Below are 20,002 nucleotides of genomic sequence, written 5' to 3'. Positions count from 1 at the left end.
GGGTCGCGTGGCCCCGTGGGCAATGCGAACGGCTCGTGACGTGGGGAGTGCGAGCCACTGACACGGACAACCACGGCGATCCCGCGACCAGGGGCCGGCCGGGCGGAGTGGGGCCGCCCGCCGGCCCCTGGCACATGGGCGCGCGAAGTGCCGCGGAGCGGACCGGGTCAGGCCCGGTCGCGGTGACTCGTGTCGCACCACGGATAACGGCGGCTGCGCCGGCAGGTGCACAGGGCGACCCGGAAACGGTCGGAGACGACCGTGGAACCGTCCTCCAGTTCCACCTCGACGGGCCCCTCGACGAGCAGGGGCCCCTTGCGCTGCACACTGAGCCGGCGCGGCCGGTCAGCGGGGGAGTTCGGCACGGACGACCACCAGCTCCTCGTTGTTCTCGTCACCGGACAGCAGGCCCCGCCGCCGCAGCCACTCCTCCCGGGAGCGCAGGACCGGCCCGAACGGAATGCGGCGCCTCCGCGTCACGGACGCCTTCAGGTCCGCCGCGCGCAGATGCCGGACGGTCCGGTCCGGATCGCTCAGCGCGGAGTGCACCAGCAGCAGCACCCCGCCCGGCCGCAGCAGCCCCGGCGCCTCGCGGCAGATCCGGTCCAGCACCAGCCGGCCGTCGCCGCCCGCGTCCCAGGCGCGGGCCGGTCCGCGCGGCGCGCGGCCGCCGGCCGGAGCGGGTACGTACGGCGGGTTGGCCAGGACCAGGTCGAAGGTCCGGCCGCGCACCGGTTCGAAGAGGTTCCCGCGCAGCACGCGCACCGGCAGCCCGGCCCGCCGCGCGTTCCAGCGGGCGGCGTACACCGCTCGTCGGGACACGTCGACGGCGGTCACGCGGGTTCCGAGCCGCGCGGCCTCCAGGGCCAGTGCGCCGGAGCCGGTGCCGACGTCGAGGACGTCGGCACCCGGCGACAGAGGTTCTTCGGACAGCGCCCCGACAAGCAGGTCGGTGTCCTCCTGAGGGGCGTACACGCCCGGAAGTACCAGCGGATTCACGGCCGCCGAGTACCCCGGCAATCAAGAAATATGAGCCATCTCGGAATGCAGGGGCGTGCGCAACGAGGAACGGCCGGCGCGCCAGGAGGCGAGCAGCCGTGCGGCCAGCCGGTCCTCCAGCAAGGTGGTGACGCCGACGCCGAACGCCACGTCGGCGGCGAGATACGGCTCCTCGTCGAGCAGTCCGCCGATCACGTCGTGCCGCACGACCTGCTCGTGCACCGCGTCGGCCTCGACGTGCTCGTCGTAGAAGTGCACGGCCGCCGGGCCGGCGTCCGCGCGGCGCATCGCCTCCGCGAGCCGCCGGGAACCCGGCGAGGAGGTGATCTCCACCGTCGCGAAGTGACCGACCAGCGCACCGCGCAGACTACGGTGCAGGCCGAGCAGCGACATGACGTTGACCGTGGCCAGCGTCTCGGCGCACGCCGCGTCCAGGTAGCGGCCGTACGTGGTGTCCAGGCCGAGGTCCGTCATCAGGTCCGCGAACAACCGGGCGTGCACCCGGTCGGGGCGGCCGCCGCCGTACTCGTCGAACTCCACCGCCGCCATCCCCGCCTTGGCGCGCCCCCACAGCCTCGGCAGCACCCAGGCGTGCGGATCGGCCTCCTTGAGGTGGTAGAGGGAACGCTGGGCCGCGTACTCGCGCAGCTGCCACAACTCGCCCTCGTCGCGCAGGAAGTGGGAGACACCGCTGCCGTCCAGCGGCTCGACCAGCAGTTCCGCGAGCGCGTCCTCGACGCTGTCGTGAACCGGCGTGTCGGCGCGCAGGGCGGTGAGGAAGCGGTGCTCGAGCGCGGCGCGCAGCCGCAGCAGGTCGGGGTCCCACTCCAGGTCGGCGCTCACCCCGGCGAAGCCGCGGTAGTGCAGCTCGTAGCAGAGGTAGAGGGCCAGCTGGAGATCGTCACCGTACGCGGGCGCGCCCGCCACCGTCTCGGCGGGCGGCAGGGGGCCCGCACCCAGCAGATGCTCCCGTACAGCCGCGGAGACGGGGCCGCGGGCGGCGGGCAGCCGTGGTCCTTCGTGTGCCATGGGCGCCGGGTACCCCCCTGGCCGCCGATCACCCGCCGGAGTCGAGCGAGCCTGGAGGCGTGTTCGGCACCGCAGGCGCCCGGGGCCCGGAGCCGGCCCCGACCACCTCGACGACCAACGGGGCCGGGACCGGTCGCACCGTACGGGGCGGGCGACGGGCGCCCACCTGGCCGGGGTCACGCGGGCGCTCGCCGGGCGGCCTCTGCGGCACCGCCCGGCTGAGCCGCCACCGGGCCCGCCGACCGGGCCCGCCGGTCGAGTCGGTCGGGTGGGCTCCCGCCGGGTGGCGTCCGTCCGGTCGAGGTGCCGTGCCGGCCCCGTCGGGTCGCCCCTGGTCGACCCCGTCGGCCGAAGCCGCTGGTCGAGCCGCCAGGCCGGCCATCCGGCCCGCCGGGGCCGGGTCCCGGACCCGCCCCGGGGCGTCGTCCGGCGGCTTCGGCCCCACGGTGTCGTCAGTCCCCGCGGGAATCCTCCTGGGCTCGGGTGTTCGGGGTGATGGCCTCGCCGGCCTCACCCCGGCCGCGGCGGGTCTCCCGCTCCTCGTCGGTGCGGCGCTCGGCCTCCTCTATCTCCCGCAGCACCTCTTCGAGCGCGGTCCGGGGCGGGTCCCGCCGGTCCTTGCCGGTGACCCGCTCCTCGTGCTCGGGTCGGTCCCCGGGGTGCTCGGCGTCCTTCGACATGGACGGCTCCCTTCCTCTCGATGCCGGGTTGCGTGCTTCCGCACGGTGCCCGGCCGGTTTCGTTCAGTTCGCGGCGGCGGACGCGACCCGCAAGGGCACCGGCTCCGCGGGCACCGGCTCCGCGGGCGCCGACTCCTCCGAGAGCCGGATCACCTCCGTCCACCAGGTCGGGCCGTCCTCGATGTGCCGCAGCAGGACGCCCTCGCGGATCGCCCACGGGCAGACGGTGACCGTCCTGAGGCCGATCAGCTTCATCGCCGTGTGCCCGACGACCGCCCCGGCCAGGCTCTGCGCGGCGCGCGGCGCGGAGATGCCGGGCAGCTCGGCACGGGCCGCGACCGGCAGCCGCGCCAGCCGGGTCACCGCCTCGCCCAGATCGGCGGAGTTCAGCGTGCGGGCGACGAACGGGCCGTGGCGGCCGGGCGGCGCCCCGCACAACCGGGCCAGCTGCTGGAACGTACGGGAGGTGACCACCGCGGTGCGCGGTCCCTCCCAGCGGATCCGGGCGGCCACGTCCCGCAGCTGGTGGCGGACCTTGCGGCGCAGCTCGCGCACCCGGTGCGGGGGCGGCGGGTCCTCGTCCGCGAAGAACTCGTGGGTCAGCCGTCCGGCCCCCAGCGGCAGCGACGCCACGAAGTCCGGCAGCCGGCCCCGCCCGAACGCCACCTCGAAGGAGCCGCCGCCGATGTCCATCAGCGCGAGCGGCCCCGCCCGCCAGCCCATCCAGCGCCGCGCCCCGAGGAACGTCAGCTCGGCCTCCACCTCGCCCGGCAGGGTGCACAGCGGGACACCGCTGCGCGCGGTGACCGCGCGCAGCACCTCCCGCCGGTTCGGGGCGTTGCGCACCATGGCCGTCGCGAAGGCCAGGGGGCTCGTCGCGCCCCAGTGGGCCGCCGTACGGTTCGCGGCGGCGACCGCGTCGACCAGGTACTCGATCGCCTCGTCGGGTATGGGTTCGCCCGGCTTGACCCTTTCGGACAGCCGCAGCCGCCACTTCGCCGTGTGCACCGGCAGCGGTACGCCGTCCTGCGCGTCCGCCACCACCAGCCGCACGGTGGTGGATCCCACGTCCAGCACGCTGATTCTCATGGCCGGGCGAGTACCCGGCGGGGCCGCCCCCTACGTCGCGCCGCGGCTGCCGACTTCCTCACACGGACGCCGCGGGCGCCGGGGACGGGGCGGCCCGGCGGCGGGTGCCGCCGCCTCAGGCCAGCTGCCGCCGCACCAGTTCGCGCAGTCGGCCGCCGGTGTCCGCGAGCAGCCGGGACGGCGGCCCCTCCTCGACGACCTTGCCGTCCTCCATGACCACGATCCGGTCGGCGTCCAGCACCGTCGACAGACGGTGGGCGATGACGACGCGGGTGGCGTCGAGCTTGCGGGTGCTGTCGATGACCGTGCGCTGGGTCTCGTTGTCCAGGGCGCTGGTCGCCTCGTCGAGGAAGAGGATCCGCGGCCGCCGGATCAGCGCCTGGGCGATCATCAGCCGCTGGCGCTGACCGCCCGAGACCGAGCCGCTGCCCGAGACGATCGTGTGCAGCCCCATCGGCATCCGCTCGATGTCCTCCGCGAGCCCCGCCATCCCGGCCGCCGCCATCGCCTCCTCGGGCGTGTACGACCCGGTGCCGCAGATGACGTCCAGGATCGAGCCGGTGAACGGCTGGGCGTGCTGGAGCACCACCCCGCACTGCCGGCGCACGGCCGACTGGTCGAGGGCCGCCAGGTCCTGCCCGTCGTACAGCACGCTGCCCGAGACCGGGCGGTCGAAGCCGATGAGCAGGCGCAGCAGGGTGGATTTGCCGCAGCCGCTGGGGCCGACGATCGCCACGAACTCGCCCGGCCGCACCTCGAAGGACACGTCGTCCAGGACCAGGGGGCCGTCGTCGGAGTAGCGGAACGACAACCGGCGGGCCTCCACCGCGCCGGACAGCGGACCCGGCCGGGCGCCGGTAGCCCGCACCTCAGGGGTGGCCTCCAGCACCGGCCGGATCTCCTCGAACAGCGGCAGCGCGGCCACCGCCGACACGAACGCGCCGGTCAGCGAGGTCACCGAGGTGAGGAGCATCGTCATCGACGTGTTGAAGGTGAGGAAGTCCGCCGCCGACAGCGCGCCGCGCGCCGGACCGGCCAGCAGCATGAACATCAGCAGCGAGCACAGCGGCAGGTGGACCGCGCCGAGCACCGTGCTGAGGTTCTTGATCCGGCCGAGCCGCTGCTGGAGTTCGCGGCTGCGGGCGAACCGGCCGGCCCAGGCGGCGTAGGCGTAGTTCTCGGCGGCCGCGATCCGCAGCTTCGGCAGGCCCCGCAGGGTCTGGAACGCCTGGTTGTTCAGCTTGTTGGAGAGCGTGACCAGCCTGCGCTGCCAGCGCACCTGCCACAGTCCGAGTCCCAGGAACACGGCGGCGACGACGCTGAGCATGCCGATCGCGGCCAGTGCCAGCGGGACGCTGTACCAGAGCAGCAGGCCCAGGTTCACGGCGCCGACGGTGACGGACTGGACGACCGACGGGCCGAGGCCCGCCAGCAGCCGGCGGATCGCGCTGACGCCCATGGCCGCGCTGGCCAGCTCACCCGTGGAGCGTTCGGCGAAGAACCTCGTCGGCAGCCGCAGCAGCCGGTCCCACACGGCCGGCTGGAGCGTGGCCTCGATGCGGCCCTCCAGCCGCAGGATCGTCATGTTCTGCAGCAGCATGAACACCGCCGCGACCACGCCGCCGACCAGTACGGCGAGGCACGCCTGGTGGATCGGCCCCTGCTGGGCCCTCGGCACGTACTCGCCGAGCACCTTGCCGGTGGCGATGGGCACCAGCGCGCCGACCGCCACCGTGACGAGTCCGCTGAGCAGCAGGTTCGTCAGGTCGCGGCCGGTGCCCCGGATGCTGAACCGCAGCAGTCCCAGCGGACCGAGCCGCCGCTCGGGCAGCGGGCGGTAGAACATGACGGCCCGCGGTGCGAACTCGGCCGCGTTGGCCTTCTCCACCGGTGTCTCGCGGCCGGTCGCGGGGTGGACGGCGACGTAGCCGCCGCGCCGCCACAGCAGGGCGACCGGCGCCCCCGACAGCGCCCGGTGGCCGACCAGCGGGCCGACGTCGTCGCGCCACCAGCGGCGGTCCAGCCGTACGGCGCGGGTGCGTACGCGGGAGGCCAGCGCGATCCGCTCGACCGGGTCGAGACGGTCGTCGCCGGCGCCCGTCCGGGCGGGCTCCACCAGGGCGATGCCGGCCGCCCGCGCGACCAGCTCGCAGGCGGCGAACGTGGCGTCCGCGTCGGCGGCCGTCACGCGCGGCCCCGCCTTCCCGCCGATCGACGCCAGCAGGGTCCGGTCGGCCTGCGCGCGCACCGCCTCACCGGCCTTGATGCCGGCGGCCGTGCGGGTCTCGTGGGTGTGCTCCAGTTGCTCGATCCAGCGGTCCAGGGCGGTCAACAGGCGGTACTGCTGGTCGACCGCGGACCGCCACAGGGCCGGGTCCATCAGCAGGTCGGCGGAGGCCTCCGCCCCGTACAGCGAGCCGTACCGGACGCTGCCGGGCGGCACCTGCATCCAGAACACGTCGTCGTCGTCCCGCGCGCCCGCACGCGCCCGCGCCGCGGTTCCCCCGTCCTCCGCGGGCCGCTCGGCGGCCATGGGCGCCTGGAAGAGGACGGCCAGTCCGCGGCCGACGCCGAGGGCGAGGGCGTACTCCAGCGGGCTCGACGCGGGTGGTACGTGCGAGGGGTTGCCGTAGTCGTCACAGGACCAGGTCCGGGTGCTCGCGGGCTGGTACAGCTCGCGCAGGGCGATCCGGTGGACCACGCAGTCGCGCAGCGGGCGGGCCACCAGGGTGTGCCGGGGGCCGGCGACCGGGCCGAGCAGCAGTGCGCCCGCCTCCAGGCGGCCCAGGTGGTGCCAGTGGCCCTGCTGGCCGGCGTCCACCGCGAACAGGTCCAGCGCGCCGCCGGCGACCAGCCACAGCACCTGCGGACCCTCCAGGTCGAGCCGGCCGGTCCCGGCGCAGTCCACCCGCGTGCCCGTCCGCCCCAACGCCGACAGGACGACATCGCCTTCGGGTACGGCCGTCATCTCATCGCTCCCTGACCAGTGCCGCGTACGCCCCGCCGCGCGCGAGGAGGTCCTCGTGCCGTCCGCGCTCCACGACCGTGCCGTGTGCGAGGACGACGATCTCGTCGCTGTCGCGGACCGTGCTGAGCCGGTGGGCGATCACCACGCAGGCGCAGCCGCGCCGGCGCAGGTTGTCCATGACGATCTGCTCGGTCTCCGCGTCCAGCGCGCTGGTCACCTCGTCCAGCACCAGGATGCTGGGCCGGCGCACCAACGCCCGTGCGATCTCCAGGCGTTGGCGCTGCCCGCCGGAGAAGTTGCGGCCGTCCTGCTCGACCCGGCCGTGGATGCCGCCGGGCCGCCGCACGACGACGTCGTACAGGGCGGCGTCCCGCAGCGCCTCCACCACCGCGTCGTCGGGGATCGAGGGGTCCCACAGCGCCACGTTGTCGCGGACCGTGCCCTCGAAGAGGAACACCTCCTGGTCGACGAAGGAGACCGAGGCGGCGAGCGCCCCGCGCGGGATGTCCTCCAGGCGCTGTCCGTCGATGCGGATCACGCCCTCCCAGGGCGCGTACAGCCCCGAGATCAGCCGGGACACCGTCGACTTGCCGCTGCCCGAGCCGCCCACGAGCGCCACCTGCTGCCCCGGCCCGACACTCAGGTCGAAGCCGGTCAGCAGCGGCTCGTCCAGCGGGCTGTAGCCGAAGCCGACGTTCTCCAGCTCGACGTGGCCGTGCAGCCGGCGGGTGGAGTCGCCGCCGGAGCGGCGGTCGTAGAGCGGGTCGGCCCGGAAGTCCTCCACGTCCTTCAGCCGGGCCACGTCCGCCGCGAAGTCCTGGATGCGTCCCGCGACGCCGTTGAGCCGGGTCAGGGGAGCGGTGAAGCGGGCGACCAGAGACTGGAAGGCGACCAGCAGGCCCACCGAGACGGCGCCCTCGATGGCCCGCATCCCGCCGATCCACAGGATCAGCGCGCTGTTGACGGTCGCGAGGGTCGGCGCGACCATGCCCAGCCAGGCGCTCGGCACGCCGAGCCGCTGCTGCTCCTCCAGCGTGGTGGCGTGCTGCCCGGCCCACTTGCGGAAGTAGCCGTCCTCACCGCCGGTCGCCTTCATGGTCTCGATCAACTGGAGCCCGGTGTAAGCCGTGTTGGTCAGTCGCGCGTTGTCCGCGCGCAGCTTCGCCGTACGGGTCGCGCGGAGCCGGATCACCACCCGCATGGCGACCAGGTTCAGCAGGGCCACGCCGACGCCGACGAACGTCAGTTGCGGGTCGTAGGTGTAGAGGAGGACCGCGTACAGGACGACGACCACCGCGTCCACGCCCGCCGACGCGAGGTCGCGGGCCAGGGTCTCGGCCACCGCGTCGTTCGACTGGAGGCGCTGCACCAGGTCGGCCGGGCTGCGCTGGGAGAAGAAGGTGACCGGCAGCCTCAGCAGATGGCGCAGGAAACGGGCACTGGACAGGGTCGAGGAGACGATCCGGCCGTGGTGCAGGTTGGCCTGCTGGAGCCAGGTCAGCGCGAGGGTGAGCAGCACGCACACGCCCATGGACGCGAACAGCACCTCCAGCAGCGAGGTCTGACCACCGATCAGGAACATGTCGATCCAGGTCCGGCTCAACGCCGGGACGGCCGCGCCCACGACGACCAGCAGCAGGCTCGCCAGCACGGCGGCCGGCAGGGTGCCCGCGGTGCCGCGCAGCCGGGCCGGCATCGCGCCCAGCACTCCCGGTCTGCGCCCGCCGCGCTCGAAGCCCCCGCCGGGCTCCAGCACCAGGACCACACCGGTGAAGCTGCCGTCGAAGTCCTCCATCGGCACGAACCGGCGGCCTTTGCCGGGGTCGTTGACGAAGGCCCCCCGGCGGCCGAAGCGGCGGCCCAGGCCCTCGAAGACGACGTAGTGGTTGAACTCCCAGAAGAGGATCGCGGGCGCCCGTACCTCGGCGAGAGCCGCCAGGTCCATCTGCATGCCCTTGGCGGTGAGGCCGTAACTCCGGGCCGCCTTCAGCAGGTTGCTCGCGCGTGAGCCGTCCCGCGACACCCCGCACGTGATGCGCAGCTCCTCCAGCGGGACGTGCCGGCCGTAGTGGCCGAGGACCATGGCGAGGGAGGCGGCACCGCACTCCACGGCCTCCATCTGGAGCACGGTGGGCGTGCGGACGGTCCTCGTCCGGCTCGTGGGGAGCGAACGCCGGGGCGACGCGGCCCGCCGTCTGCCGCGGGTGCCGGTCGCGGTCATGGGAGCAGCCAATCGAGGGGGCGCTGGTCGGCCAGCCGGATCGACGCCGTGGCCAGGGTCATGGAGGTGAGCGCGTACGGCGGCCCGTCCGCGGACGACCACCGGTAGCCGCTCGTCGTCGCGGAGGACGCGTCGAGACGGACCAGGACCGCCACCGGGCGGCCCTCCTTCGTGAACTGCTCGCCCAGTTGGCCGTCGCCGAGGAAGGAGGCGATCCGCCGCGCCGACTGTGCCGCCCGGTCCACCGACTTCACATGGCCGCGCAGCACGCCGTACCGCTGGGACGGCACGGTCTGCACGGTCAGGTCGACGGCCGCGTCCGCGGGGACGGAGCCCGCGTTCTCCGCCGGGACGTACACCGTGGCGTACAGCGGGGCGTCGGCGTCCGCGACCTTCTCCACGGCGGCGACGTCCGCGCCGGTCGCGACGATCTGCCCGAGGGCGGCGGCGAGGGCGGTGATCCGCCCCGCGGCGACCGTGCGCACCACGGTCTCGCCGTCGGCCGTCCGCACCTTCAGCACGGGGGAGCCGGCGGGAAGCCGCTCTCCCTCCTTCGCGAGGACCGCGGTGACCTGGCCGGCGGCGGGGCTCTGGAGGACGTAGCTGCCCTCGCCGTGGGTGAGGACGGCGGGCGCGCTCACGGTGGAGGCGACCGAACCGGTCACCGCCCACACGGACGCGGCGGCCATGACGGCCACGGTCACGGACAGCACCAGCCACCCCTGGGGGCGGGCGAAGCGCACCGGCAGGTCGAGTTCCTCCGGCGACTGGAGCTTGGTGAGGGCCTGTTGGCGGAACTGCACGGGTCTTCCCTCGGGGTTTCACGGCACCGACTCGGCGGGCACGGCACCGACTCGGGGTGGTACGGCACCGAAGAGTCCCGGAACCGGGTGACGGCTCCGGGACTCAAGGGGGCACGAGGCTGCGATCAGAGACCGGCGACCAGGTTGGTGACCGGGGCGGTGCTCAGGCCGGTCGTGCCCTCCACGGTGCCGACGACGGTGTCGACCAGGCCCGAGACGGGGGCGACGCCGTCCACCAGGCCGGTGACGGTGCCGATGGCGTTCACGGACAGGCCGCCGGAGACGTTGTCGAGGTCGGCGTCGGTGATCTCGGCGGTCTGGACCTGGGGGGTGGAGTTCATGGGGGAACTTCCCTTCATATGGATGTCTCACAAGGGGGGAGCGGCCCTCTCTGGGGGACAGACGACGGCCGCGACCGCGGGCGCCGGAGGCCCGTTCGCACAGACCCCGGCGGACCCGGCGGTGCGATGGATCAAAGCAGGTCCGCCGTCGGCGCATCCAATCAACCAGTGCCCTCACCAGGGCACTTGCGGCACAGCGGCGTCACAGCGTGCAGGTGTGGCCACGCCTTGTCGGCGACTTCTTCACAGCCCCGGCCGGGATCGCTCCGACGCGTGGCGCACGCTTTCGCGGCGAATCCGGCACACCCGTCCCAATGGCACGGCGGGGCCCGTGCGATTGTGCAGAAGCTCCGCGTCCCGTGACCCGCTTGGGCAAGCGGTGTGCAGATTCTCCGAAGCGGGGATTCCGCTTCCGGATCGGCACGATCCGTCGGTGTCCGGTCACCGTCGGTGTCACTCCGGGGAGGGCGTGGACGGTGCTCGCCCGCGCGGCCGGCTCACCGGACCGCTCGGCCGTCATGGCGACGTCCGCGAACGCCGTCCGGTGACCCGGCTTCGTGAGGACCGCATGGATCAGGACGTCCGAACCGGCCACCGCGCGCTGGAAGGACGTCGACCGCCGCACCGTCGTCATCGGCACGAAGGCCCCCGGGCGGCCGAGACGGCGATCACCGTCGCGGTGTCCGCGGCCGCCATCGGCGCCTGCCCCGACAGCCCGCCGCCCTCCCGGGCCGACTCCGCCGACCAGGGCGGACGCAGGGTCGCCCGGCCGTCCCCCAGCGCCGTCACGGACGGCCCCGGCGCGCGCACCCGGGGCGCGAAGCGGTCGGAAAGGATCCTGTCGGCTTCGACGGCCGTCATCGCCATATGGGCGATTGTTCCCCGGCCGGCGGTCCCGGACTCCGGTCATGGCCGATTCACGGGTTCGCAAAGGAAGTTGGCAAACGGCGTTGAACACACCGCGCGCCCCCTGCGTACCCATCGGCAACCAGGCGCCGCTGTACGGAGCTGCCGCCCCCGGCAGCCGGACCCCGTCCCCCCAGGAGGTCGAGTTTCTTGAGTCACAAGCGAATTCCGAAGCGCAAGGCCGCGATAGCGCTGGGCGGTGTCGCGGCGCTCGGAGCGGCGGCACTCCTGCTTCCGCACGCCAACGCCTCCCAGGACGGCGGCGACACGGCCGCCGCGGCGCCGAAGACCCTGAAGGCGGCGGACGCCTCGGACCTCGCCTCCCAGCTGCGGAACCTGCTCGGCGAAGCCTTCGCGGGCTCGTACTACGACACCGGCCGCAAGCAGCTCGTCGTGAACGTCGTCGACGTCTCCGGCGACCGGAACGACGTCATCGTCCAGGCCGAGAAGGCCGGCGCGGAGATACGCGAGGTCGAGAACAGCACCGCCGAACTCGAGGCCGCCGCCAAGACCCTCAAGGCCGACGCGACCATCCCGGGCACCGCCTGGGCGGTCGACCCGCGCACCAACAAGATCCTCGTCACCGCCGACTCCACGGTCACCGGCGGCAAGTGGGACCGGCTGGAGTCGACCGTCCGCGGCCTCGGCGACGGAACGGCCACCATCAAGAAGTCGGCCGGCACCTTCAAGACCTTCGCCTCGGGCGGCGACGCCATCTTCGCCGGCGGCGCGCGCTGCTCGCTCGGCTTCAACGTCACCGCGGGAGACGGCTCCCCGGCCTTCCTGACGGCCGGTCACTGCGGGGTCGCGGCCGAGGCCTGGTCCGACTCCGCGGCCGGTGAGCCCATCGCCACCGTCGACCAGGCCGTCTTCCCCGGCGACGGCGACTTCGCACTCGTGAAGTACGACGACCCGGCCACGGTAGCCCCGAGCGAGGTCAACCTCGGCGACCGGACCGTCCAGATCTCGGGGGCCGCCGACGCGACCGTCGGCACCCAGGTCTTCCGGATGGGCAGCACCACCGGTCTCGCCGACGGACAGGTCCTCGGCCTCGACGCCACCGTCAACTACCCCGAGGGCACCGTCACGGGCCTCATCCAGACCGACGTGTGCGCCGAGCCCGGCGACAGCGGCGGCTCGCTGTTCACCCAGGACGGCCTCGCGATCGGCCTGACCTCCGGCGGCAGCGGCGACTGCACGGCCGGCGGCGAGACCTTCTTCCAGCCGGTGACCACCGCCCTGGAAGCGGTCGGCGCGACCCTCGGCGACGGCGGGGCCGACGCGGGGGTCGGTGCCGATGACGGCGTCGGCGGCGAGGAGGCCGGCGCGGGCGCCGGTGACGGGGCCGACGCGGGCGTGGGTGCCGGTGCCGGCGAGGAGGCCGGTCAGGAAGCGGGCGGCCAGGAAGCGGGCGGCCAGGAGGCCGGCGGTGACGCCGGTGCCGATGCCGGGGCCGGTGCCGAGGGCCACGACAGTGGCGCCCAGGACGACTCCGGGCTGACCGAGACCCACTGACCCACTGACGCACCGCTGCACCGCTCGCCCGGCACCACCCGCCGGACGCTCCCACCGGTCCGGCCGGTGCCACGGTCCGACCCTCCCTCCCGAGGGTCGGACCGTGGCGTCTCCCGTCGCGAAAACCCCCTGACGGTCCGTCGATCACGGCCCGGCCGCCGCGAAAACCATCCTGACGGCCCGTCAACCATCGTCCCGGACCGTCACGCGCAGCAACAGCAGCGCCACGTCGTCGATCCGCTCCTCCGCCGTGTCGTGTCCCACCAGCTCGTCGGCCAGCTCCTCCAGCGGCAGATCGCCGGCCTCGCCCAGCCGCCGCCCCAGGTCGGCCACCGCGTCCTCGATGTCCGCTCCCGGCGACTCGATCAGCCCGTCGGTGTAGAGGGCGAGCACGCAGCCGGGCGTCAGCTCGATCTCCGTGGTCGGGTACGTCGCCTCCGGGTCGATGCCCAGCAGCGGCCCGCCCGCCAGGTCGAGAACCCGCACCCGCCCGTCCGGCCGCCGCAGCAGGGGCGGCGGATGCCCGGCCCGCGCCATCACCGCCCGGCCGTGCGTCGGGTCGAGCCGCAGGTACAGACAGCTCGCGAACAGGTCCGTGCCCAGGTCGATCATCAGCCGGTTGGTGCTGCGCATCACCTCGGCCGGCTCCTGGCCCACGGTCGTGTACGCCCGTACGGCCGTGCGGAGCTGCCCCATCAGACCCGCCGCCGTCACGTTGTGCCCCTGCACGTCCCCGATCACGGCCGCCGGCAGCGGCCGCGAGGGCACCAGGTCGTAGAAGTCGCCGCCGATCTCCATCCCGTGGGAGGCCGGCAGGTAGCGGGCGCTCGCCTCGATGCCGGGCAGGGACGGCAGCGAGTGCGGGAGCAGGGCCGCCTGGAGGCCGTGCGCGAGCCGGTGCTTGGCGTCGTACAGCAGGGCCCGGTCCAGGGCCTGCGCGACCAGCCCGGCCAGGCTGGTCAGGACCGCGCGTTCGTGCGTGGAGAAGTCGTGCGGTTCGGCGTAGGCCAGTACGCACACCCCCACCGGGCGGCCCGAGGCGATCAGCGGCAGATAGGCCCACGCGGCGAAGCCGTCGGAGGTGAAGTGCCGCGCGGGATAGAGGTGCTCCAGCTGGTCGGGGGAGCCGTAGAACGCGGGCGCTCCGTGGGTGACCGCGTGCGTGCCGGGGGTGGGGGAGGCCAGCGGCATCCCGTCGAACCGCTCCACCACGTGCGGGTCCCGGTAGCCGTGGTGCCCGAGGACGTGCAGCCGGCCCGCCCGCGCGCCGAGCAGCGCCAGGGCCCCGCTGCCCACGGCCGGCGCGATCTCCTCGGCCACCAGCCGCACCACGTCCTGCACGCTCACCGTCTCGGTCAGCGCCCCGGCCAGGCTCAGGGCCTGCGACATCGACACCAGCGGGGGCGGGGCGTCGTCGCCGTACCCGGTCCCGGGCGGGGGCTTCATCGACACCGTCCGTGCCCGGACCACCCGCACGGTGATCCCCGTGGTGTCGGGGTACAGCCGGAAGGACAGCCAGTCCGAGGGCGGGCGCAGTGCCACGAAGGAGGTGACGTGCCCGCTGATCGACGCGGCCCGGTAGCGCTCCTCGTACATCGGATCGGCCAGCCACGGCACCGACGCCCACAGCGGGGCGCCCAGCAGTTCGTCCACCGGGACGCCGAGCAGATCGGCCGCGGCCGGGTTGGCGAACCTCACCCGCCCGGTCGGATCCAGCGAGCAGAGCCCGTACGGCAGCCGGGCCACCAGCAGCGCCGCCTCCATCATGCCCGGCGCGTCCGAGACCCCCGCGTGCCCCGCGGCCGACGGAACGGCCTCGGCGCGTACCGGACGGTTCTCGGCGGCGGCCCGCTCCAGCCGCAGCGCCAGCCGTTCGCAGCCCGTCCGCAGCTCGCGCCGCTCCCGGTCGGACAGCTCCGGGGGGTGCGAGGCGGGCCAGGTCACGAAGATCCCGCCGTACACCTTCGAACCGGTGGCCAGCGGCAGCGCGGCCATCGCGAACGGGTACGGCAGGACCATGGCGACCCGCGGATAGGAGCGGGCCATCTCCTCCTCGCCGCCCACCCACACCAGCCGCCGCTCCCGCACCGCGCGGGCCACCGGGATCCGCGCACCGAGTCCCATCCGCTCCCAGGGCGCCGCGAACGACCGGGGCAGCCCCGCCATCACCGCCATCTCCAGCACCGGCTCGTCGTCCGGCAGCAGGTAGACCGCACCGGAGTGGGCCCCGACGGCGTCCATCATCGCCGTCAGTGCCGGCGACAGGACCGCCCGTCCGACCGGATCCCCGGGCGCCCGGCCGGACCGCTGTCCCTCGGACACGGCGCCCACCTCCTCGCCCGGCCGTACGATCCCGGGCAACCCAATCTGCCCCCTGCCGACCGCGGGCGCACGGCGAGAGCGGCGTGGACGGACCGGCGGCCGTGCGCCGTGGACCGGCACGACGTCCGACGGACCCGGCCCGCTCCGGGCCGCGGGGCCGCGCGCGGAGGGGCGGTGACGGGCGAGCGGCCGGGCCGCCCGTACGCCCGCACGCCCGCCCGGGTCCCCGTCACTCCGCCCCGGCGACCTCACCGCGCTGTCACAAGGGCTGCGGGAACGTCCCATAAGCGCTGTAATTACGGTCGTGGTCAGTCAGGGTGCTGCGGAGCGCAAGGCGAGAGCCCTGCGTGTCGAAGTTGCCCTGAAGACGGTCACGGGCGGCCCCGCCTCGCCGGAGCGGATGCGGCGCGTCCTCGAACAGGCCCTGGTCTTCTCGAGCGCGAGCCTGGCCGCCGTCTACACGCCCGGCGAGAACGGCGACCTGCTCTGTCTGATCGAGTCGGCCGGCGCCCCCAGGACCCTGTACGGGCTGCGGGAGAGCTACCCCCTCGACGGACGGTCCCCGGCTGCCGACGCCCACCGCACCGGGGTTCCCCTGTGGCTGGGCCCCGAGCAGCTCGCCGACGGCCCGGACTCGCGCCGGATGCCCGCCGGGGACGTCCACCTCGCCGCCCTGCCCGTGCGCGGCGGCGACGGCGGCTGCCTGATCGCCGTCAGCGAGCATCCCCGCGGCTTCGACACCGGCGACCGCGCCTGTCTGGAACTCGTCGCCGAGGCCGTCTCCCTGCCCGTGCCCGGCGAGCCCGACGAGGTCGAGGAGCTGCGCGCCAACTCCTTCAGCCTCGCCATGGACACCGGCCGGGTCGAGGTCGGCGACGAGATCCTGGACCTGTTCGGCCTGCACCGGCACGACTTCGACGGCCGGGTCGAGACCCTGCTCGGCCACACCGTCCCGGACGACCTGCCCGCGCTGATGTCCGTGGTCGAGGCCGACCACATGTCCATCGGCGAACGCGAGCTGGAGTTCCGGGTGCTGCGGGCCGACGGCGGCCCGCCCCGCTGGCTGCGGCTGCGCGGCCGTCTCCTGCCCGGCGGCGAGGGGCACCCGGCCCGGCTCGCCGGGACCGTCGCCGACGTCTCCACCGTGCGCTCCGGCGTCACCGACGTGGCCCGCGTGCAACGCCTGGCCGCCGCCCTCGCCACCGCGGGCACGGTCCGTGACGTCAGCCAGGCCGTCGTGTCCGCGCTGCGGCTCCCGCTGCGGGCCGACCGGATCGCGCTGGCCGAACTCGAGAACGACCGCCTCGTGGTGACCGTCCTCGACCCTCCCGAACCCGAGTCCTGGCCCGAACTGTGGCGGCTGGAGTGGCGCACCGAGTGGCCGGACGCGCCCGTGCGCACCATGCCCACCCTCGCCGCCGCCCTCCGCGAGGGGCGGGCCCGGATCTGGCCAGCCGGCACCACCCTGGAGCCGGCCCTCGCCGACGTCGGCCCCGGCGGCCTCGCCGTCCTGCCGCTGTCCGCCGGGGGCCGCATGGCCGGTGCCTGCCTGATCGGCTGGGACACCCCGCACGACTTCGGGCCCGACGAACGCGCCCTGCTCACCGCCTCCGCCGGACTCGTCGGCCAAGCCCTGATGCGCGCCCACGCCTTCGACGCCGAGCACGAACTCGTCGGTATGCTCCAGCGCCAGCTGCTGCCCCGCCGGCTGCCGAAACTTCCCGGCGCGGTCGCCGTCGCCCGCTATCTGCCGGCCACCGCCGGCCTGGAGGTCGGCGGCGACTGGTACGACGTGATCCCGCTGCCCGACAATCACGTCGCCCTCGTGATCGGCGACGTCCAGGGGCACAGCACCGGTGCCGCCACGCTCATGGGCCAGATGCGCACCGCCCTGCGCGCCTACGCGGCCGAGGGGCACCCGCCGGACGTGGTGGTCTCGCACGCCAACCGGCTCCTGATGGAGCTGGAGACGGACCTCTTCGCCACCTGCTGCTACGTCGAGGTCGACCTGGAGGCCGGCACCGCCTGGTGCGTCCGCGCCGGGCACCCGCCGCCCGTGCTGCGCCACCCGGACGGCGCAACGGAGATCGCCGAGTCCGACGGCGGCCCCCCGCTCGGCGTCGTCACCCAGGCCGACTTCCCGATGACCCCGCTGCGGCTGGTGCCCGGCACCGTGATCGCCCTGACCACGGACGGGCTCGTGGAGTCCGCCGCCATGGACATCGACACCGGCATGGACCGCCTCGCGCACGAACTGTCCGTGTCCGACCCCGCCCACCTGGGCCTCGTCGCCGACGCCCTGCTCGGCAACGCCCACCGCGACGACGACGTCGCCCTGCTCCTGATGCGCTACGACGGCATGGCCGTACGCCCCCTGCGCGAGGGCTGGACGGTGTGGCGGGTTCCCGAGGCCGCCCGGCACGCCCGTCGCTTCACCCGGCGCAGCCTGCGCGCCTGGGGCGTGCCGGCGGACGCCACGGACGCGGCCCTGCTGGTCGTCTCCGAACTCGTCACCAACGCCCTCGTGCACACCGACGGCCCGGTCCGCCTCGACCTCGTGCTCGTCGGCCACCGGCTGCGCATCTCCGTCACCGACACCTCGCCCCGCACGCCCGTCAAACCGACCAGCCTGGGCTGGGAGGCCACCGGAGGCCGCGGCATCCTCCTCGTGGAAGCCGTGTCCGACACCTGGGGAGCGCTGCCGGTCAGCGGCGGCAAGCAGGTGTGGAGCGAGCTGCTGGTGGAGGGATGAGCGGGAGGGACGAGCCGGGGAGTCCCGGCGGTGCTCCGGGTGTTCCCGAGCGCGCGCAGGGTACCCGGCGTCCATGAACACCCTTGCCACCGCCGTGCTGGCGGCCTCCGGAAAGTCGGCTCTGGCCACCGTCGCCTTCGTCGTCGTGGGCGTCGCGCTCGTCGGCGGTCTGATCTGGGCCTTCCGGCTCGGCGCCAGGATCCGCAGCCGCGAGCCCGCCCCGCCGCGTCCCGAGGAACAGCCCCGGATGCCCGCGTCGGGCCCGGTGCGGGAGAGCCACGGGGCGCGCGAGCCCAACGAGATGCCGCGGTCGCAGAACGGCGAGCGCCTCACCCCGCACGAGCTGCGGCCCACCGGCAGCCGCGAGAGCGACGACCAGAGCCGCCCCCGCTGGGACTCGGGGTCCGGCGGCTCCTTCGGCAGCGGCGGCCCCGGTGCCCGCTGACCGTGACGCAGAAAGGCGATGAACGACCGTGACGACCTCACCCCTGGCCGACCGGCCCACCGCCCACGGGCCCGAGACGGGCTGGGCCACGGCCCGCCGGCTGCGCGGCGCCAAGGCCGGGCTCCGCACCTGGATACCGGCCGTGGAACCCCTCGGCGCCGTGCCCGCGACGCGCGGCGGCCCGGAGGGCAACATCGTCAGGGGTGAGGACTGAGAGGCCCCCGCGGGAACCCGCCGCCCCACGCTGCGGCCGTGCGCCTGCTGCTGATGTCCGACACCCACCTCCCCCGGCGCGCCAAGGTGCTTCCCGCGCCGCTGCTGGACGCGCTCGGGGAGGCGGACGTCGTCGTACACGCCGGGGACTGGGTCGACACGGCCACCCTGGACCTGCTGGAGCGCCGCACCCGTCGGCTGATCGGCGTGTACGGCAACAACGACGGCCCCGAACTGCGTGCCCGCCTCCCCGAGACCGCGTACGCCGACCTCGGCGGGCTGCGCCTGGCGGTGGTCCACGAGACCGGCCCCGCGCAGGGCCGGGAGGTCCGCTGCGCCGCCCGCTTCCCCGACGCCGACGTCCTGGTCTTCGGCCACAGCCACATCCCGTGGGACACGACCGCCCCCGGCGGGCTGCGGCTGCTCAACCCGGGTTCCCCGACCGACCGCCGGCGCCAGCCGCACCGCACCTACCTGACGGCCGCCGTGGACGCGGGGCGGCTGACGGACGTCGTCCTGCACCGGCTGCCGCCCCGCTGACGCGGGCGGCTACCGCGCGGCGCGCGGCGGGTGGACCGCCCCCGTCGTCGCCGTCAGCGGGACCCCGCTGCCGCCCCACCGCAGCGCGACGATCTCGGCGGCCACGGACACGGCCACCTCCTCGGGCGTACGCGCCCCCAGGTCGAGCCCCACCGGCGAGCGCAGCCGGGACAGCTCCCGCTCGGTCAGCCCCGCCTCCACGAGCCGGCCCCTGCGCTCGTCGTGGGTACGGCGGCTGCCCATCGCCCCGACGTAGGCGGCGGGCCGCCGCAGCGCGACCTCCAGCAGCGGGACGTCGAACTTGGGATCGTGGGTCAGCACGCAGATCACCGTGCGCCCGTCGGTGTCCGTCCCGCGCAGATAGCGGTGCGGCCACGCCACGACGACCTCGACGCCCGCCGGGAAGCGGCGCGGGGTGGCGAAGACGGGCCGGGCGTCGCACACCGTGACCCGGTAGCCGAGGAAGTCCCCGATCCGGGCGACGGCCGCCGCGTAGTCGATCGCCCCGAACACCAGCATGCGCGGCGGCGGCGCGAACGAGTGCAGGAACACCGGTACGGCGTCCTCGCGCCGCTGACCGCGCGGCCCGTAGTGCCGTACGCCGGTGGCGCCCAGGGCGAGTTCACCGCGCGCGTCGGCGGCGACCGCCGCGTCCAGGCCGCTCGTGCCCAGCGTGCCGGAGGTCCGGTCCGGCCACACCGCGAGCGTGGCCCCGCGCCGGGCGGGCCCGTCCGTCACCGTGGCGACGGCCACCGGCTCGCCCGCCGCGACCGACGCGGCGACCGCCCCGAACGACGGGTCGAGGTCGCGCGTGACGGGCCGCACCAGCACGGTGATCTCGCCGCCGCAGGTCAGACCGACCGCGAAGGCGTCCTCGTCGCTGTAGCCGAAGGTCTCCAGCCTGGCCCCGCCGCTCGCCGCCACCTCCCGTGCCAGCTCGAAGACCGCGCCCTCCACACACCCGCCGGACACGCTGCCCACGGCCTCGTCGCCCGGTCCGACCGCCATGGCGGCGCCCGGGTCGCGCGGCGCGCTGCGGCTGACCGCGACCACGGTGGCGAGCCCGAACGGCTCACCGGCCGCGTACCAGTCCTCGAGCACCGGGAGGATCTCACGCACGCTCCGCTCCTCACCTGACGACGCCACCGCCGGGGCGGGGTCGCGGCCCCGCCCCGGCGA

16 protein-coding genes and 1 pseudogene are annotated in these 20,002 nt (G+C 74.8%); 5 read left to right on the top strand and 12 right to left on the bottom strand.

The window, feature by feature from the left end; translation table 11 throughout:
- Window positions 1-167: 167 nt before the first annotated feature.
- The 10 genes and pseudogenes from AB0N31_RS02710 to AB0N31_RS02665 all read right to left on the bottom strand — a co-directional run.
- Window positions 168-365, bottom strand: a complete 198-nt coding sequence (locus AB0N31_RS02710) for a CDGSH iron-sulfur domain-containing protein (protein WP_366056508.1) — start codon at window positions 363-365, stop codon at window positions 168-170.
- A complete protein-coding gene (locus AB0N31_RS02705; protein WP_366056507.1) occupies window positions 346-999 on the bottom strand; it encodes a HemK2/MTQ2 family protein methyltransferase in 654 nt (217 codons plus the stop codon). Before AB0N31_RS02705 ends, AB0N31_RS02710 begins: the two co-directional genes overlap by 20 nt.
- A gap of 21 nt (window positions 1,000-1,020) precedes the next feature.
- Window positions 1,021-2,028, bottom strand: a complete 1,008-nt coding sequence (locus AB0N31_RS02700) for an iron-containing redox enzyme family protein (protein ID WP_366056506.1) — start codon at window positions 2,026-2,028, stop codon at window positions 1,021-1,023.
- Between the two features lie 452 nt (window positions 2,029-2,480).
- Window positions 2,481-2,708 carry a hypothetical protein gene (locus AB0N31_RS02695; protein WP_366056505.1) on the bottom strand — a complete coding sequence of 76 codons (228 nt, stop codon included), beginning with the start codon at window positions 2,706-2,708 and terminating at the stop codon, window positions 2,481-2,483.
- Between the two features lie 63 nt (window positions 2,709-2,771).
- The gene (locus tag AB0N31_RS02690) at window positions 2,772-3,797 is read right to left on the bottom strand and encodes a Ppx/GppA family phosphatase (protein WP_366056504.1); all 1,026 of its coding nucleotides are present in this window, start codon (window positions 3,795-3,797) and stop codon (window positions 2,772-2,774) included.
- Window positions 3,798-3,912: 115 nt separating this feature from the next.
- A complete protein-coding gene (locus AB0N31_RS02685; protein ID WP_366056502.1) occupies window positions 3,913-6,765 on the bottom strand; it encodes an NHLP bacteriocin export ABC transporter permease/ATPase subunit in 2,853 nt (950 codons plus the stop codon).
- 1 nt (window position 6,766) lies between these two features.
- The gene (locus AB0N31_RS02680) at window positions 6,767-8,986 is read right to left on the bottom strand and encodes an NHLP family bacteriocin export ABC transporter peptidase/permease/ATPase subunit (protein WP_366056501.1); all 2,220 of its coding nucleotides are present in this window, start codon (window positions 8,984-8,986) and stop codon (window positions 6,767-6,769) included.
- The gene (locus tag AB0N31_RS02675) at window positions 8,983-9,789 is read right to left on the bottom strand and encodes an HlyD family efflux transporter periplasmic adaptor subunit (protein ID WP_366056500.1); all 807 of its coding nucleotides are present in this window, start codon (window positions 9,787-9,789) and stop codon (window positions 8,983-8,985) included. Before AB0N31_RS02675 ends, AB0N31_RS02680 begins: the two co-directional genes overlap by 4 nt.
- 125 nt (window positions 9,790-9,914) lie before the next feature.
- Window positions 9,915-10,130, bottom strand: a complete 216-nt coding sequence (locus tag AB0N31_RS02670; protein ID WP_366056499.1) for a type A2 lantipeptide — start codon at window positions 10,128-10,130, stop codon at window positions 9,915-9,917.
- Window positions 10,131-10,587: 457 nt separating this feature from the next.
- Window positions 10,588-10,997: pseudogene (locus tag AB0N31_RS02665) on the bottom strand (PaaI family thioesterase); the annotation flags it as partial.
- 189 nt (window positions 10,998-11,186) lie between these two features.
- Here AB0N31_RS02665 and AB0N31_RS02660 point away from each other — a divergent pair.
- On the top strand, window positions 11,187-12,551 hold the full coding sequence (locus tag AB0N31_RS02660) for a S1 family peptidase (protein WP_366056498.1): 1,365 nt from the start codon (window positions 11,187-11,189) through the stop codon (window positions 12,549-12,551).
- A 183-nt stretch (window positions 12,552-12,734) separates the two neighbouring features.
- On the opposite strand, the gene AB0N31_RS02655 is transcribed toward AB0N31_RS02660, so the two are convergent.
- Window positions 12,735-14,882, bottom strand: a complete 2,148-nt coding sequence (locus AB0N31_RS02655; RefSeq protein WP_366056605.1) for a SpoIIE family protein phosphatase — start codon at window positions 14,880-14,882, stop codon at window positions 12,735-12,737.
- Window positions 14,883-15,177: 295 nt separating this feature from the next.
- Here AB0N31_RS02655 and AB0N31_RS02650 point away from each other — a divergent pair, with 295 nt between their 5' ends.
- From AB0N31_RS02650 to AB0N31_RS02635, 4 genes are all read left to right on the top strand, one after another.
- Complete coding sequence (locus tag AB0N31_RS02650) at window positions 15,178-17,625, top strand: SpoIIE family protein phosphatase (RefSeq protein ID WP_366056497.1); 2,448 nt, start codon at window positions 15,178-15,180, stop codon at window positions 17,623-17,625.
- A 73-nt stretch (window positions 17,626-17,698) separates the two neighbouring features.
- On the top strand, window positions 17,699-18,070 hold the full coding sequence (locus tag AB0N31_RS02645; protein WP_366056496.1) for a DUF6479 family protein: 372 nt from the start codon (window positions 17,699-17,701) through the stop codon (window positions 18,068-18,070).
- A gap of 28 nt (window positions 18,071-18,098) precedes the next feature.
- Entirely contained in the window at window positions 18,099-18,284 is a 186-nt protein-coding gene (locus AB0N31_RS02640) for a hypothetical protein (RefSeq protein WP_366056495.1), read from the top strand.
- A gap of 38 nt (window positions 18,285-18,322) precedes the next feature.
- Entirely contained in the window at window positions 18,323-18,823 is a 501-nt protein-coding gene (locus tag AB0N31_RS02635; protein WP_366056494.1) for a metallophosphoesterase, read from the top strand.
- Between the two features lie 9 nt (window positions 18,824-18,832).
- On the opposite strand, the gene AB0N31_RS02630 is transcribed toward AB0N31_RS02635, so the two are convergent.
- Window positions 18,833-19,942, bottom strand: a complete 1,110-nt coding sequence (locus AB0N31_RS02630; protein WP_366056493.1) for an XdhC/CoxI family protein — start codon at window positions 19,940-19,942, stop codon at window positions 18,833-18,835.
- Window positions 19,943-20,002: the final 60 nt, after the last annotated feature.

It is taken from the genome of Streptomyces sp. NPDC051051, assembly GCF_040682975.1.
Classification (GTDB): Bacteria; Actinomycetota; Actinomycetes; order Streptomycetales; family Streptomycetaceae; genus Streptomyces.
The sequence above is the reverse complement of the archived record's forward strand: the minus strand, read 5'-3'. Positions and strand labels throughout refer to the sequence as shown.

What these genes read in the sequence shown, in the direction of transcription:
- AB0N31_RS02695 (WP_366056505.1), bottom strand. Translation starts at nt 2,708, where the DNA reads ATGTCGAAGGACGCCGAGCACCCCGGGGACCGACCCGAGCACGAGGAG.
- AB0N31_RS02645 (WP_366056496.1), top strand. Translation starts at nt 17,699, where the DNA reads ATGAACACCCTTGCCACCGCCGTGCTGGCGGCCTCCGGAAAGTCGGCT.
- AB0N31_RS02690 (WP_366056504.1), bottom strand. Translation starts at nt 3,797, where the DNA reads ATGAGAATCAGCGTGCTGGACGTGGGATCCACCACCGTGCGGCTGGTG.
- AB0N31_RS02680 (WP_366056501.1), bottom strand. Translation starts at nt 8,986, where the DNA reads ATGACCGCGACCGGCACCCGCGGCAGACGGCGGGCCGCGTCGCCCCGG.
- AB0N31_RS02700 (WP_366056506.1), bottom strand. Translation starts at nt 2,028, where the DNA reads ATGGCACACGAAGGACCACGGCTGCCCGCCGCCCGCGGCCCCGTCTCC.
- AB0N31_RS02685 (WP_366056502.1), bottom strand. Translation starts at nt 6,765, where the DNA reads ATGACGGCCGTACCCGAAGGCGATGTCGTCCTGTCGGCGTTGGGGCGG.
- AB0N31_RS02670 (WP_366056499.1), bottom strand. Translation starts at nt 10,130, where the DNA reads ATGAACTCCACCCCCCAGGTCCAGACCGCCGAGATCACCGACGCCGAC.